The following is a 14,640-nucleotide window of genomic DNA, read 5'->3' on the forward strand; positions in this document are numbered from 1 at the left end:
CCATTCGGAGGCCCTGTCAATTTAATTTTTATAAACAACTTCAGCGGGGAACTGAAGTTTTATCTACGCTCTTTGATTTCGGCGGCTGCCTCTGCTATGAAAGCTGCAGCATCCATAGTTCCTGCATCACCCTTACCCTGCTTGCGAACGGCCACTTTGTTTTCGTTCATTTCTTTCTCACCTACCACGAGCATGTAAGGTACTTTCATCAGCTCTGTATCACGGATTTTCTTACCGATCTTTTCATTACGGTCGTCAATCTCTGCACGAATATCTGCTTTTTTCAAATCATTCAGCAGAGTTTTTGCATAATCCATAAACTTATCACTGATGGGCAGAATTTTTACCTGCACCGGTGCCAGCCACAACGGAAACTTGCCGGCATAATGTTCCAGCAAAAAGCCGATGAAACGTTCATGTGTACCCAACGGTGCACGGTGGATGATCAACGGTACTTCCGGCTGGTTGTTTTGATTGGTATACGCCAGCTTGAATTTGTTACCGCTGTTAAAATCAACCTGGTTGGTGGCCAGTGTAAACTCACGGCCGATGGTGCTCCAGATCTGCACATCAATCTTAGGACCGTAAAACGCAGCTTCGTCCTGTACTTCAATAAACGGAATATCGGATTCAATTAACACCTGCCGAACCATCGCTTCTGTTTCATTCCACAAAACGGGTTCGTTCACATATTTCTGACCGAGTTTGGAAGGATCATGTAAACTCAGACGCATTACATATTTATCAATGCCAAAAATTTTGAAATACTTCAGGTACATATCATTAACGGCCCGAAACTCATCAGCAAACTGTTCACGGTTGCAGTAAATATGAGCATCATTCATGTGCAGGCAACGCACCCGCATGAGCCCGAATAATTCACCGCTCTGTTCATAGCGGTAACAGGTGCCATATTCAGCAATACGGAACGGAAGGTCTTTGTAACTCTTCGGTTCTGCATCAAAAATCTTATGATGATGCGGACAGTTCATCGCTTTCAGATAATATTTTTCTCCATCCATTTCCATAGGAGGAAACATACTATCTGCATAATACGGCAGGTGTCCGCTGGTGAGGTACATGCTTTCCTTGGCAATATGCGGTGTTACCACCCGCTTGTACCCGGCCGCCAGCTCTGTTTCTTTGGCTAATTTTTCCAGCTCTTCAATCACAATCGTTCCGTTGGGCAGCCATAAAGGAAGACCGGGCCCAACATCATCGTCCATGGTGAAAATGCCCAGCTCTTTACCCAGCTTACGGTGATCCCTGCGCTTGGCTTCTTCCAGCATGGCCAGGTGCTCATCCATTTCTTTTTGCGAAGGGAAAGTAACCCCGTACACACGGGTGAGCTGTTTATTTTTTTCATTGCCTTTCCAGTAAGCGCCGGCAATAGAGGTTAATTTGATGGCTTTGATAGCACCGGTTGCCGGGATATGTGGCCCACGGCACAGATCTGTAAAATTGCCCTGCGAGTAAAAAGTGATTTCACCATCGTTGAGATTACTTAACAGGTCGAGTTTATACTCATCGCCTTTTTCAGTGAAATACTGAATGGCATCCGCCTTGCTCATTTCCTTTCGAACGAAAGCATTGTTTTGCTTCGCCAGTTCGTTCATCTTTTTTTCAAGAGCTGCCAGGTCTTCTTCTGTCATTTTCCGATCACCCAGGTCCATATCATAATAAAAACCTTTGGGGCTTTCTAACGGCGGCCCCACCCAAAACTTAACACCGGGGAACATACTTTCCACTGCTTCGGCCATTAAGTGTGCTGAAGAATGCCAGAAGGTTAACTGTGCCTCTTTATTATCCCATGTAAGAAGTTTTAAAGAAGCATCCGCATTGATAGGTCGACTCAAATCCCACACTTCACCATTCACACTGGCCGCCAATACTTTTCTGGCCAAACCTTCGCTGATGCTTTTTGCTATATCGAGCGCCGAACTGCCGGCTGCATATTCTCTCACAGCGCCATCCGGAAAACTAATCTTGATCATTCTGAAATTCCTGTTTTTAAGAGGAGCAAAGGTAATAAATTGGATCGCTGCTCCCACAGCTATTTTCAGGCGTTAATTCAAATATTTTATGGTTAGCCGGCTTTTATTGCCTGGTTAAGCTTCTGTGATCTTCGACTCATCCGGTGAATGATTCACACTCTCGTACAGTCTTAAGTCTTTCATCATGATTCTGAAAAATTTGAAATTTTATCATCGTTTATATTTTCGTTGCTTTGCACTATATGAAAATACTTTTTATCGCTTTGCTTTCTTTTTACTTTTCCTCATCAGTTTTTGCTCAGAAACTGGAAGGAGAATGGACAGGGTACTTTAAATCAAAGGGCAGCCACATTGAAACAAAGTATTCAATAAAATTTCTACATGAAAATGGAAAAACTTATGCTGTAACCCGAACGGATTTACAAGACGGAACTTATAATTACTTCATAATTTGTAAAGCTCATGTAACAGTTAATAGTGCTAAACAAAAAATAATTCTTAAGGAATATGAATCAATAACTAAAAATACTCCTATAGAATTTAAAGAGTGCTTTCAGAAACATACTTTGTGGTTTACTTCAAAAAACAGGATTGAATACCTTGAAGGAAATTGGATATCTTTTGGCAATAAAATGAATTGCGGCAACGGCACCACCAAACTCCAAAGGGAGAGTAAGAATTCTGCCGCTCACCAATATTAACAAACCATCTTCGCTTCTATCTTTGCGCTTTCTTTAATTTGCAGGTTGATGATGAAAGCTATGATGAAACAAATACTTCTTGTGTTCTGCAGTTTGATTTCCCTGCCCCTGCTGGCACAGAAATACAGTGGCCAATGGAGTGGCAGCTTTGATGCCAAAGGTGAAGAAGGAATCCGCACAGAATATGTTTTAGAAATTGAAGCAAAGGGGAAAAGTTTTACAGGCACTTCGGTAACTTATTTCACCATCATGGGTAAACGTTATTATACCATTTGTGAAATTACCGGCACCATTGATCCCGCCAGTAAAACACTCACATCCACTGAAGTAAAAGTGATTAAACGGAATACGCCTCCTGATTTCAGGGATTGTTTACAAACACATATTCTTACCTATTTCAAAAAAGGTGAAACGGAAGAATTATCCGGCATATGGAAAAGTGCCAAAGCTGATGGTGGCTGCGGAAGCGGCAGCACCGTGTTAAGCCGTAAACAATTAGTGAAGAATACAGTTACAACACCTCCTCCACCCAACCCAACCGTTAGAAACAATACAGGTAATAAACCCAATACCACACCTGCTCCAAAACCAGTAATCAAACCTCCTGTAACGAATAATAAAACTACTACCACCAAACCACAGGCAACAAAACCGGCGCCTAAAAAAGATACGCTGGTGAAAACAGGCCCTACGATTCAAAAAGCAGAAACTGAAATCAAAGCTCCTTCCAAGCCGGAAACCAAACCTAATATACCTGCACCCAAATTGCCCAATGGTTTAGAGCGCAGGGATAACAAAGTATTTGAAACCATCACCATTGATGAAGAAGAAATTACCGTGAACCTTTATGATAATGCTGAAATTGATGGTGATATCATTACAGTTCTATTTAACGGCGAAGTTGTGGCTGCTCAAAAATCATTGACCGATAAACCGATTACCCTTAAGCTGAAAGCCATTAAAGGAAGAGACAATACACTAACGATGTATGCAGAAAACCAGGGTAAAGTTCCACCAAACACAGCCCTCATGCGGGTGCAATGCGGCGACAATTACTATAAAGTATTTTTAAGTGCCGATGATAAGAAGAATGCAAGCGTGGTGTTTCGGGTGAAGTGATTATAAAGGAATATTATTTTGAATTTTTTTTGTGACTGTCTAAATTTACCCTGAACTACTCACAAATCTCATTCATGAAATCACCTTTAAGCACGAGAGTTTTATTTTATTTAGCAATCTGCAATGCAGCATGTATTTCTGAAAAATCAGAAAAAAATACATCCATTCTTGTAGTTGATAGTTCCATTAAACACATTGCACTTCAAAAAATATGGAATAGAGACTCAAGTTATTCGAATTGCGTTTTTTCTTCAAGGTTAAATGCTCAATTCTTTCAAAATGACCAATTAGACCAAGAATTCAAGGATTCAATTGATGAAACTTTTTGGGGAAGATATTGGTGGCAAAATGATACATTAACTCTAACCGGTAATACTGGTGTACTTAGTTCAAGTGGATTTATTGTACATATTTATAAAAATTCTACTGCCGATATATATGTTAATCAATGTGCACATGAAACTCCGAGATATAAAGTAAATGAAACAGATACGTTATCTGTTTGTATAAAAGTACCCTGCCAATTTGCAGAGCTTAAAATTTCAGCATTTCCTGACAGTACAAAAGATGAGGTATTATATGGATTTGTAAACTTTAAAAGCAACGACTATTATTACCAAGTTGGTAAAGAAAAAACAAAGCTCAGGACTAATATGTCTTTCTACTTTAAAGCTTGTAACTACGAATACTATCTCAAAAAGCTACGACGAAACGTTCCGTAACAATTATACTTTTAAAACTTAAAATTCAACGTTACACTCGGTATTACCGGAAATAAAGAAACCTGTCTGGCTTCTACTTCCAGTGTTCCCTGCAAAGGATTGCCGCTTTGATCGTAATAAATAAAGTAAGGATTCTGACGACTGTACACATTGTACACACTAAACACCCACTCTGTTTTAAACTTACGTACTTTCTTTGGTTGCGGTGTATAGATGGCCGCAAAGTCAAGGCGGTGATACGGGTCCAAACGGTATTGATTAATACGACTGAACTGCTGCGTTAGTACGCCATTCACCAAAAAGAAACGCTCCGGTAATGTAAAGGCATTACCTGTGCCATATACAAACACAGCTGAGTATTTCCATTTTTTTGTTTTCTGATAGTTTGCCACAATACTTAAATCATGACGGCGATCAAAACGACCGGGATATTTTTCGCCTTCATTCAACTGCGGGAATTTTCTCCAGGTCCATGAAAGTGTATAACCGATCCACCCCGTGAAATTGCCTCTTGCTTTGTTCACATAAAACTCAGCGCCATAACTCCAGCCTTTTCCAAATACAAAACTTTTTTCGGGATCGCCAATGCCAGGTGTGTATCCTTCTGCATACTCAATCTGGTTAGCCATGGTTTTGTAATACACTTCAACGGATGTTTCCCAAAGGTTGTCTTTAAAATTTTTAAAGATCCCCGCTGCATATTGCCATCCTATCTGCGGTTGAACCCTGTAAGTACTGGGCACCCAGATATCGGTAGGTAATGTAGTACCGGCATTGCTCACCAGATGAATAAACTGAAGATTACGGGTGATGGCGGCTTTCAATGAAGTCTCTTCATCAATGGAATAACGCATGGTCACTCTCGGTTCCAGTCCGCCATAGGTTTTCACAGGATCTCCTTTGCCATAAACAACAGTGTCTCCGTTAATACGTGTATAAGGACCCACCTGCTGAAAAAACGTGTACCGTAAACCATAATTGATTTTAAGCTTGCTGTTCACCTCCCAATCATCCAACAAATAAATACCGGCTTCATTGGCAAACTTGTTGTTCACAGCTTCCGGTGTAAACACCTGGTCGCCGCTGCGGCCACTTGTTGTTTGCGGATTGAATTTATGACGGGTTGCTACAACTCCGAATTTTAATTGATGACCTGTAAAGGGATAATAATCAAAATCAATCTTGGCGGTAACATCTCTTACTGCTGAATTAAACTTTACTTCAAAATTGCTTTGTGCTCCTTCAAAAGCAAACTGATAATCGTTCCACACCACAGAAGTATTAGCAAAGAGCTTACTGTTGAACACGTGATTCCAACGGATGGTTCCGGTAGAGTTACCCCACGGTATGCGTGCACTGAAACTGCGTTCAGCATTTTTGAAAGTAAACACATCTCTTCCAAAGTAACCGCTCACATACAAACGGTCTTTCTCCGTAAACTTATAATTGAACTTGGCATTTAGATCATAGAAATAATAACCGCTGCCGAAAAAATTACTTTCTTTCTTGATAAAAGGTTTTGCCAGCACATCAATATACGTTCTGCGTGCTGAAATAATAAAGGATGCTTTTTCTTTAACAACCGGACCCTGTATGGAAACTCTTGAAGAAATGGTTCCGATACCACCTTCCACCTGGTATTTTTTGTTATTACCTTCTTTCATGGCAATATCTACCACACTGCTGATACGACCTCCGTAGTTTGCCGGCATTCCACCTTTTATAAGACTTACATTCTTGAGTGCATCACTGTTGAACACAGAAAAGAATCCAAACAAATGCCCGGGATTATACACCACGGCATCATCCAATAAAATCAAGTTCTGATCCGGTCCGCCACCACGTACATACAAGCCGCTGTTACCTTCACCTGCATTACGCACACCGGGCAGTAACTGCAACACTTTCATGGGATCAACTTCACCTGCCAGCGCCGGCACAGAACGGATCTGATTCATGCTCAGTTCAAACTTGCCCATTTGTGCCGCTTTCACATTAAGGTCACGCTTTTTGCTGTACACTACTACTTCCTGCGATACGGCTATGCGTGGCGCTAGGTCAAAATTGAACTGTTTGTTTGCATTCAATTCAATTTCCAGTTCTTTCGATTGATACCCGATATGAGATACAGAGATGGTATAAACACCTTTCTCAAGTGTTACAGAATAAAAACCGTATTGATTGGAGCTGATACCTTTGGTACGGCCTTTTACTGTAATGGTAGCGCCAATAACAGTTTCGTTACTGGTACTGTCTTTTACATAACCGCTGATGGTGAATTTATCCTGTGCTGCGGCTGTTATGTACATGAGGCTCAGGATAAGGGTTGCAACAAAAATTTTCATTCGTCTTAAAAAGTTTGACTTCTTCTGCTAACAATCAAATGGCAAGCATTCATTTCATCATTCACTTGTCCAACTCAATACTTCAACGTCTCTTTCACTTCACCACAGGTAAGCATTTTTTTACCGAAGTAAGGATTGCGGATACTGTCTGCATTGCTCAGCCAATAAGCGCCTTTGTCATTAAAAGCCATCGGGCAATATTGATAGTAAGCTGTAACACCGTTTGGACGAACAGCCCGGAGCAGATCATAAAACGCACCGCTGATCATTTCAAAAGATTCACGCTTTTTTTCTAATTCTTTTTCTGAAAGCATAGCAGTAATTTCAGCTGCTGCATCACCGGGTCTGCCGCTGATGCTTGAAAAAGCAATGGTATCTTTTTGTTGTACTTCATCCAGTTTTAAACTATCAAGTAAATTTTTAAGTTGATTTCCTGCAGCATTTACCGCAACAGTATCGCTTTTCACAAACGCATCTTTCAGATTATAGTAGGCGTTCAGCACATTGTTGAAAGATGTTGTAAAAGTTTCAGAGTAACGATTACCGCTTCCCTCCTTTTTTTCTTCTGTAGCAGAAGCATCTGCCTGTTTGTCTTCACCATTTTTGCAGGCAATAAAACATGCAGAGAGCAGCATCAACATAAAAAAATGTTTCATAGTATAAAAATTTTGGTCAAAGGTAGCCGATTTCGGTTACAGGCATTTTATCATTCTGTGAATGGCTTAACTTCGCCGCACTTTTATCATTATGTTAGCAGGATTACAAAACGTTACGTTTGAGTTTGGCGCAAGAGCCATCATTGAAGAAGCCACCTGGCATATCCACCCCAATGAACGCATCGGGCTTATTGGTTATAACGGTACCGGCAAATCAACTATACTCAAGTTGCTGGTAGGCGAATATTCCCCATCCAAAGGAGAAGTGATCCGCAGCCGCAGCACCAGCATCGGCTACCTGCACCAGGACCTGCTTAGTTTTGATACCAACGATTCAATTTTACAGGTGGCACTCGGTGCTTTTGAAAAAGTATTGCAACTGGAAAAAGAAGTAGAAGAACTGGGCAAACAGCTGGAACAGAATCATGAAGATGAAAACCTGCTGCATCTTTATTCTGATAAACTGCATGAAATAGAAACACTCGGTGGTTACAACATGCACCACCGTACAGAAGAAATTCTGCAGGGGCTTGGTTTCAGCAATTCAGACTTGCAGCGGCCTTACAAAGAATTCAGCGGAGGATGGCGTATGCGGGTGCTCTTAGCTAAAATGATCCTCCAACAGCCCGATCTTTTGCTTTTAGATGAACCTACCAACCACTTGGACCTGCCCAGTATTGAATGGCTGGAAAAATATTTGCAGCATTACCAGGGTTCAGTAGTAATTGTGAGCCATGACCGCTGGTTTTTAGACAGAATGGTTACCAAGATTGTAGAAGTATTTCAACAGGACCTGCATATATACGGCGGCAATTATTCTTTTTATGAAAAGGAAAAAGAGCTGCGGATGGAAATGCAGCAAAAGGCTTACGAAAATCAACAGGATTTTATTCGCCAGCAGGAACGTTTTATTGAACGTTTCCGGGCAAAAGCATCTAAAGCTGCTGCTGCACAAAGTGCCGTGAAGCGTTTGGAAAAATTAGATGTAATTGAAGCCCCCACTTCTGACCGTCCCAGTATCCGCATCAACTTTTCAGTAGATAAGCAACCCGGCAAAGTGTTGTGTGAACTCAAACACCTGAGTAAACATTTCGGTCCTATACAAATTGTAAAAAATGCACAGGCCGAAATAGAACGGGGCGATAAAATTGCATTGATTGGTGCCAACGGAAAAGGGAAATCCACTTTGCTGCGCATCATTGCAGGAACAGAATCTTTTGATGGCGAACGTAAATGGGGGCACAATGTTGATGAGAGTTTTTATGCCCAGCATCAACTGGAATCACTGGACCTGAATCATACATTAATAGATGAATTGAAAACCTGCGGCAGCCAGAAAACAGACCAGGAGCTACGTACACTGCTGGGTTGTTTTTTGTTCAGTGGTGATGATGCAGATAAAAAAATCCGAGTGCTGAGTGGTGGTGAAAAAGCAAGGATTGCACTGGCAAAAACCATCATCAGCAAAGCCAATTTTTTATTGCTGGATGAACCGACTAACCACCTGGATATGCATTCAGTGGGTTTACTCATTGAAGCATTGAATAAGTATGAAGGAAGCATCATCCTGGTAAGTCACGACCGTTACTTTGTTTCTAAAACAGCCAATAAGATCTGGGAAATTATTGATGGTGAAATCAAAGAATTCAAAGGAACTTATACAGAATACTTAGAATGGAAAGAACGAATGGCGGCAAAAAAAGAGCCGGTAGCTGATAGTAAAGAATCATTAGCCAACACACCCAAGAAAGAAATTACTGTTGAAAAGAAAGCTGAAATAAAACAAACCCCTGCACCCGTTAACGACAGTAAAACAGTCATCAACAAAGAAGTAAAGAAAGAACTCAACCGCCAGCAAAAAATCTTACAGCAGCTGGAAGAAAAAATCAATACCATCACCACCGAAAAAAATAAACTGGAGCAACTCCTCTCCGATCCTGCCACGTATAGTGATAAAGTTAAGTTTCAGCAAACAGAAACGGCTTATCAAAATCACAGCAAACAATTGAATCAACTCAACAGTGAGTATGAACAGGTTTTTGAAAAGGTAATGGAACTGGAAACGAAAGTGATGGAGTAATCAATTTGATTTTTGTGTTTCGATATAGGACCACATCAACTCAAATACTTTCCGGTTGAGGTCTTTAACATTTTCAGGTTTTAAACCATTTACAGGCACCGGAGGCAGAAAATGCATTTCAATACGGCCGGGCCAGAAGAAAAACTTTTTATGCTGTGGTAATACTTTTTTGGTATTAAATAAAACAGCAGGAATGATTGCCTTATTGGTTTCAATAGCCAGGCGAAAAGCGCCATCCTTGAACTCTTTTAACGGCAGGTTGGTTTTGTTCCTTGTGCCTTCAGGATAAATACACATATGCAGCCCCATTTCCAGTACCTTCTTCATATAAGCATAACTCTTGCTGCGGCTTTCTTCACTTTTACGATCCACCAATACGCTTCCTCTTCTATAAATAATTCCAAACAACGGAATTTTTGTAAACTCAATCTTTGCAATGGTTTTATTACCGCCGGGTATGCCTGGTGATGTAACCGGTACATCCATAAATGAATTATGATTGCACACCACTACATAGTTTTCTCCTTTTGCAAAATGCTCTTTTCCTTTTATCACCAATCGTATTCCCGCAAGTGGTAACCAAATACCCATCCACAAGCGTGAAAGATTAATAAACGCTGTTGTGCGTTTGGGTTCGGCCATTAAACCAAAAGCCCATGCAGGTATTATAATCAACAGCATGGTAAGTATAAAAGTGAGCAGGGCCCACAAAGCAAAAACTCTGCCCAGTATATTCTGAATCATCTTCATGGTAATTTCCAGTCAATGGGTTCAATCCCCTGTTTCATGAGTAATTCGTTCGTTTTTGAAAAATGACGGCAGCCAAAAAAGCCTTTATCAGCACTGAACGGCGAAGGATGGGCGGCCTTAAGTACATAATGCTTTGTTTCGTCAATCAACACTTGTTTTTCCTGTGCAAACTTACCCCAGAGAATAAACACCACACCTTTCTTTTCATCAGATATCTTTTTGATTACACTGTTGGTAAATTCTTCCCATCCAATTTTAGAATGACTGGCCGGTTCGTTGGCTCTTACTGTTAAAAAAGCATTCAGCATGAGTACACCTTGTTGGGCCCATTTTGTAAGATTACCATAACGGGCCGGCATACCCACACCAATATCTGATTCAATTTCTTTATAAATATTGATAAGTGATGGCGGCGGTGGTACTCCATCCTGTACTGAAAAACAAAGACCATGCGCCTGCCCGGCACCGTGATATGGGTCCTGGCCCAGAATCACCACTTTCAGATGGTGAAAAGGTGTTTGATCAAACGCATTAAAGATGAGCGAACCGGGCGGATAGATGATTTTCTTTTGCAGTTTCTCCGTTTTTAAAAACGTAACAATCTGCTGAAAATAAGGCTTGCTGAACTCCTGTTTCAGCACTTCTTTCCAACTCTGTTCCATTTTTATATCCATAACAAGGGCAAAAGAAATGAATAAAAAAAGTCCATGTGTATGGACTTTTATGATGTGATCCCGACACGATTCGAACGTGTGACCCACAGCTTAGAAGGCTGTTGCTCTATCCAACTGAGCTACGGGACCATTTTTTAGAGCGGCAAAGATAATTGCCGTTTATCTTGTATCCAAAAGCAATTCACGCTTCTATCTCTTTAAAAATCAAAGTTCAAAAAAAAAATTATGAAAAAAGCTTGGTGAATCCGAATACGACCGTATTTTTACGGTGTAATTGAATCCGGCCCTAACATCTTTTCCGCTTCAATTATTACCCCCACTATCCGGAAACCCTTTCCAATCTTCCTTTTCAGAAATCCGTTGATCCATTCCTGTGTACCCAGTACTCAAATTGAGGCATTATGAAAACAATTCTGTTCGTTTGCTTATTCTGCATAGGAATTAATAGTACCGCACAATCAGTAATAACCAACTGGCCACGGGTGTCATCCGTTACAATCACCACATCTGCACAAAATATCATTCTTAAGTGGACGGCCGATAAAGAAGATGCTGATCTGTATTATGAAATAGAACGCAGTACAGATGGTGAGCATTTTAAAACAGCAGCAATTGTACTCACCGGCTTTTCAGATAAAGAAAATTTCCGTTATCAGTTCAAAGAAAAAAATCAAGGCAACAAAGTTTATTACCGCATTAAACAAATAAAACAAAATGGTTCCTGGCATATAGCTGCCGAAACAACATTGTAAGATATTTCAAACCTACTGTTGGTTCTCTTATAGGTAAATACGCCGTCCCTATTCTTAGGGATGGCCTTTTTTTTAGCGGTAAAAAATTAACGGGGAATATTGTTGTAAAAGAAACGGGAACGGTTAATACGTAAATCTCTTAATAAGGATGATTTAGGGTTGATGGTGATGCTGAAAGTGCGGATAGGTCCTACCGGTGTAACGTTAATGGATAGTTGCCAGCAATGCAGATCACGGGAAATAGAAGTAGTGATATACTGGAGTTTGCGTGTTTGTATATCAAACGTTCCGCTACCCTGTATCTTCCATTTTTCTGTAAGATTAAAATCACCATTAAAGTTTAACGACTGGGTGAGCATGGTGGTAAACCCTGAAAAATCAGAACGGGGTACACGTGTAAGATTGAGTGCATAAGATAAATTCAAACTCCAGGGAATATTAAAATCAGCAAACTCTGCCGGGTTACTTTGTATCATATTCATTTCACGGCTGCGTTCATCTCCTTCATAACTTCTTTCCTTTTCAAGCGCTTCACGTTCCTTTGCCTTTTTTTCATCTTTTGGTTTGCTGCGGAAATTCGTGTTCACTGATACAAAACCATTGGTAAAAGTTCCTAACCGGAACTTATCACCCTCCCATGCATATTTTGAAATCTTTCTTCCGTTGGCCAATTGCTGGTAAGGTGAAATATTAGCACCTGCGGTTAAACTGATTTTATCAAACAGGTTACTGCGCAGGTAAAAATTAAAATCACTGAGCTGAAAAGAATCTACTGACAGATTATAGGAACCATTAAAACCAAACCCATCAATCAAACGAACCTTTTTGATGCCTTCTTCCGTTGTATCAGTTTTGCTTCTTGTTTTCATCTCCAGGTTGTTATCAATTCCGAAGCTGATGCTACCCCCACCCGGCTGTATAAATTCAACACCTGAGAAAGGAGAATACGTATCAAAAAACAACGTATTGCCTGCTGAATCTATCTGCACTTTTTGCCAGTTATTTACATTGAGGTTAGGAGCATAACCAATACCAATGGTTGGCCGTATCACATGCCTGATGGCCTGTATGCCGCTTTTACGTTTAAAGTTGAGCATACCAAATATAGCTGTGCTAATATTCAACCCCACACTCATACGCTTATCACGGTACAGACCTTTTGCAGAAGAGGTTATCACTTTTTTTGAATTAGGATCCCATTCACGGGAGTAGCCCCTGCTGCGCCATGTTTCTGAATAACTGATGGAAGGACCAATCTGCAGAGGACCCAGCGGTGGCAGAGATAATTGAATAGGAATAGAGTGTGTAGCATTCCAGTCCAGCGTATCCAGCAACCTGCGCACATTCACTGCTGTATCATAAAAAGAAATCTGGTTATTAAAGGTTCCGTTGTAAGCAATACCCAGCTTTTCATACCACTTAGGTGTTCCTGCAAATTCTTTTTTCTGAAACGGATAGATCGTGTTTACAGTAAACCCAACAGCAGGAAGTGTAATGTTATACAACCTTTGATTGGTGTTTTGATTATGATTGGCTGTAACTGTAAGATTGTATGGTTTGCCGGCCCAGGTACGTTGGTAAGCAATAGATGAGTTCAACTGGTTATTAAAGTTCTGAACTGCATTATTAGGAAAGAAACTATTGAACAAACTTGTGGCAACGTTTACACTGGCGCTGAAATTGGTTCCCGGTCTTGCTTTTCCATCCACCGTATGACTCCACTGCACTGAAAAGTTACGGGATGGTGGGCGGTAATCAGGATCATCCTTAAATCCCACTTTATTATTCATGAAACTCAGGTTAATACCGCCGCTATAACGGTACCGCTTACGGTAGCTGGGCGATAAAAAAAGATTCCAGGAGCCGTAGGAATAAATATTGGTTCTTATGGAAGCATCCCAATGATCTCCGAAAGTTTTGTAATATCCCAAACCTTCAAGTCCTAAACCGAGTTGTTCATTTACCACCGGTTGAGGAGGAAGCAACCCTGTTCTTCTTCCCTGCTTCAACGGAAACAAACCAAAGGGCAAACCAATAGGAATAGGCACTCCTTCAAACTCCGGACGAACCGGGCCTGTAACAGCAATTTTATTACTGATGAATTTTGTTTTCTTAGCCCGGAAGGCAAAATGCGGTGTATCAAAATTACAGGAGGAGAAGCGGGCTCCTTCGCCATAAAAAGCATCAGGAGCAATTCGCTTGGAACGGTTTACATACACAAACATTTCCTGCTGCTGGGTATAAGTTCCAACGGTTAAACCTTTTTGTGTTTTAAAGTTATAACGGATCGTATCAGCCGTAAAAGCTTCTTCGCCCTGTTTAAAAGCGGGAACACCTAATCGTTTACCGGTGCTGTCTTTGGTGGGATAAGCCGTAAGCATGCTGGTGGTTTGATCCAGTTGAATAATCTGGGCATCCAGCATAATATCTTTATACTTTACCTGTCCTTTATTATAGATGTAAATCTTATCTCCCGGTATATCAATCACCATCGAGTCTTCTGCTACAAACTCCACCGGGCCATCAAGACTGTCCTTTGAAACTTTGAGATTGAATGTATCTGTTTTCTGAAAAGCACTGTCCTTCATCACCAGGCTGTCTTTCACCAACGACGAATCAGTTTTTGTGGGTTTAATCGTATCAGGCTTAACGGGAACCGGTGTGAGTGGCTTATTTCTTGCGCCCGGCGGAACAGTGTCTTTAACTGTTAAAGGAATAACAAATTGTGCCCTTCTGCGAAATGATGTGCGCCCTTCAACCGTTAATCCATAAAGGACAAGAACCGCTGAAACTGATAGCAATACATATTTATAATTAACTTTGCCGGTAATGTTCATAACGCAATAG

The 14,640-nt window shown here is 40.8% G+C and carries 11 protein-coding genes and 1 tRNA gene; 5 read left to right on the forward strand and 7 right to left on the reverse strand.

Annotated features, from left to right (window positions below; translation table 11 throughout):
* Nucleotides 1-59: 59 nt before the first annotated feature.
* Nucleotides 60-1,994, reverse strand: coding sequence for a threonine--tRNA ligase (gene thrS, locus PDL71_RS12980; RefSeq protein ID WP_407521712.1), 1,935 nt, complete (start codon nucleotides 1,992-1,994; stop codon nucleotides 60-62).
* Nucleotides 1,995-2,236: 242 nt separating this feature from the next.
* Here thrS and PDL71_RS12985 point away from each other — a divergent pair, with 242 nt between their 5' ends.
* The 3 genes from PDL71_RS12985 (at nucleotide 2,237) to PDL71_RS12995 (ending at nucleotide 4,536) form a co-directional block, all read left to right on the forward strand.
* Complete coding sequence (locus PDL71_RS12985; RefSeq protein WP_407521714.1) at nucleotides 2,237-2,695, forward strand: hypothetical protein; 459 nt, start codon at nucleotides 2,237-2,239, stop codon at nucleotides 2,693-2,695.
* A gap of 60 nt (nucleotides 2,696-2,755) precedes the next feature.
* Nucleotides 2,756-3,814, forward strand: a complete 1,059-nt coding sequence (locus PDL71_RS12990) for a hypothetical protein (protein ID WP_407521716.1) — start codon at nucleotides 2,756-2,758, stop codon at nucleotides 3,812-3,814.
* Nucleotides 3,815-3,888: 74 nt separating this feature from the next.
* Nucleotides 3,889-4,536, forward strand: coding sequence for a hypothetical protein (locus PDL71_RS12995; RefSeq protein WP_407521718.1), 648 nt, complete (start codon nucleotides 3,889-3,891; stop codon nucleotides 4,534-4,536).
* Nucleotides 4,537-4,547: 11 nt separating this feature from the next.
* On the opposite strand, the gene PDL71_RS13000 is transcribed toward PDL71_RS12995, so the two are convergent.
* Both PDL71_RS13000 and PDL71_RS13005 read right to left on the reverse strand, forming a co-directional pair.
* Nucleotides 4,548-6,881: a TonB-dependent receptor gene (locus tag PDL71_RS13000; RefSeq protein ID WP_407521720.1), complete on the reverse strand. Its 2,334-nt coding sequence runs from the start codon at nucleotides 6,879-6,881 to the stop codon at nucleotides 4,548-4,550.
* A gap of 74 nt (nucleotides 6,882-6,955) precedes the next feature.
* The gene (locus tag PDL71_RS13005) at nucleotides 6,956-7,537 is read right to left on the reverse strand and encodes a DUF3347 domain-containing protein (RefSeq protein WP_407521722.1); all 582 of its coding nucleotides are present in this window, start codon (nucleotides 7,535-7,537) and stop codon (nucleotides 6,956-6,958) included.
* Nucleotides 7,538-7,628: 91 nt separating this feature from the next.
* On the opposite strand from PDL71_RS13005, the gene PDL71_RS13010 reads away from it, so the two are divergent.
* On the forward strand, nucleotides 7,629-9,617 hold the full coding sequence (locus PDL71_RS13010) for an ABC-F family ATP-binding cassette domain-containing protein (protein ID WP_407521724.1): 1,989 nt from the start codon (nucleotides 7,629-7,631) through the stop codon (nucleotides 9,615-9,617).
* Here PDL71_RS13010 and PDL71_RS13015 read toward each other — a convergent pair whose 3' ends face one another.
* The 3 genes from PDL71_RS13015 to PDL71_RS13025 all read right to left on the reverse strand — a co-directional run bounded on the left by PDL71_RS13015 (nucleotide 9,618) and on the right by PDL71_RS13025 (nucleotide 11,170).
* Nucleotides 9,618-10,361: a lysophospholipid acyltransferase family protein gene (locus tag PDL71_RS13015; RefSeq protein ID WP_407521726.1), complete on the reverse strand. Its 744-nt coding sequence runs from the start codon at nucleotides 10,359-10,361 to the stop codon at nucleotides 9,618-9,620.
* 2 nt (nucleotides 10,362-10,363) lie between these two features.
* Nucleotides 10,364-11,041, reverse strand: coding sequence for a uracil-DNA glycosylase (gene ung / locus PDL71_RS13020; RefSeq protein WP_407521728.1), 678 nt, complete (start codon nucleotides 11,039-11,041; stop codon nucleotides 10,364-10,366).
* Nucleotides 11,042-11,096: 55 nt separating this feature from the next.
* Nucleotides 11,097-11,170, reverse strand: a tRNA-Arg gene (locus PDL71_RS13025).
* Nucleotides 11,171-11,442: 272 nt separating this feature from the next.
* On the opposite strand from PDL71_RS13025, the gene PDL71_RS13030 reads away from it, so the two are divergent.
* Nucleotides 11,443-11,793: a hypothetical protein gene (locus PDL71_RS13030; RefSeq protein ID WP_407521730.1), complete on the forward strand. Its 351-nt coding sequence runs from the start codon at nucleotides 11,443-11,445 to the stop codon at nucleotides 11,791-11,793.
* Between the two features lie 86 nt (nucleotides 11,794-11,879).
* Here PDL71_RS13030 and PDL71_RS13035 read toward each other — a convergent pair whose 3' ends face one another.
* A complete protein-coding gene (locus PDL71_RS13035) occupies nucleotides 11,880-14,630 on the reverse strand; it encodes a putative LPS assembly protein LptD (protein ID WP_407521732.1) in 2,751 nt (916 codons plus the stop codon).
* Nucleotides 14,631-14,640: the final 10 nt, after the last annotated feature.

It is taken from the genome of Lacibacter sp. MH-610 (assembly GCF_045780045.1).
Taxonomy (GTDB): domain Bacteria; phylum Bacteroidota; class Bacteroidia; order Chitinophagales; family Chitinophagaceae; genus Lacibacter.

Bases quoted from the DNA above. Each gene is read 5' to 3' on its own strand.
- PDL71_RS13015 (WP_407521726.1), bottom strand. From the start codon at position 10,361: ATGATTCAGAATATACTGGGCAGAGTTTTTGCTTTGTGGGCCCTGCTC.
- PDL71_RS13035 (WP_407521732.1), bottom strand. From the start codon at position 14,630: ATGAACATTACCGGCAAAGTTAATTATAAATATGTATTGCTATCAGTT.
- PDL71_RS12990 (WP_407521716.1), top strand. From the start codon at position 2,756: ATGATGAAACAAATACTTCTTGTGTTCTGCAGTTTGATTTCCCTGCCC.
- PDL71_RS13005 (WP_407521722.1), bottom strand. From the start codon at position 7,537: ATGAAACATTTTTTTATGTTGATGCTGCTCTCTGCATGTTTTATTGCC.
- PDL71_RS13030 (WP_407521730.1), top strand. From the start codon at position 11,443: ATGAAAACAATTCTGTTCGTTTGCTTATTCTGCATAGGAATTAATAGT.
- ung (WP_407521728.1), bottom strand. From the start codon at position 11,041: ATGGATATAAAAATGGAACAGAGTTGGAAAGAAGTGCTGAAACAGGAG.
- PDL71_RS12995 (WP_407521718.1), top strand. From the start codon at position 3,889: ATGAAATCACCTTTAAGCACGAGAGTTTTATTTTATTTAGCAATCTGC.
- PDL71_RS13000 (WP_407521720.1), bottom strand. From the start codon at position 6,881: ATGAAAATTTTTGTTGCAACCCTTATCCTGAGCCTCATGTACATAACA.
- PDL71_RS12985 (WP_407521714.1), top strand. From the start codon at position 2,237: ATGAAAATACTTTTTATCGCTTTGCTTTCTTTTTACTTTTCCTCATCA.
- PDL71_RS13010 (WP_407521724.1), top strand. From the start codon at position 7,629: ATGTTAGCAGGATTACAAAACGTTACGTTTGAGTTTGGCGCAAGAGCC.
- thrS (WP_407521712.1), bottom strand. From the start codon at position 1,994: ATGATCAAGATTAGTTTTCCGGATGGCGCTGTGAGAGAATATGCAGCC.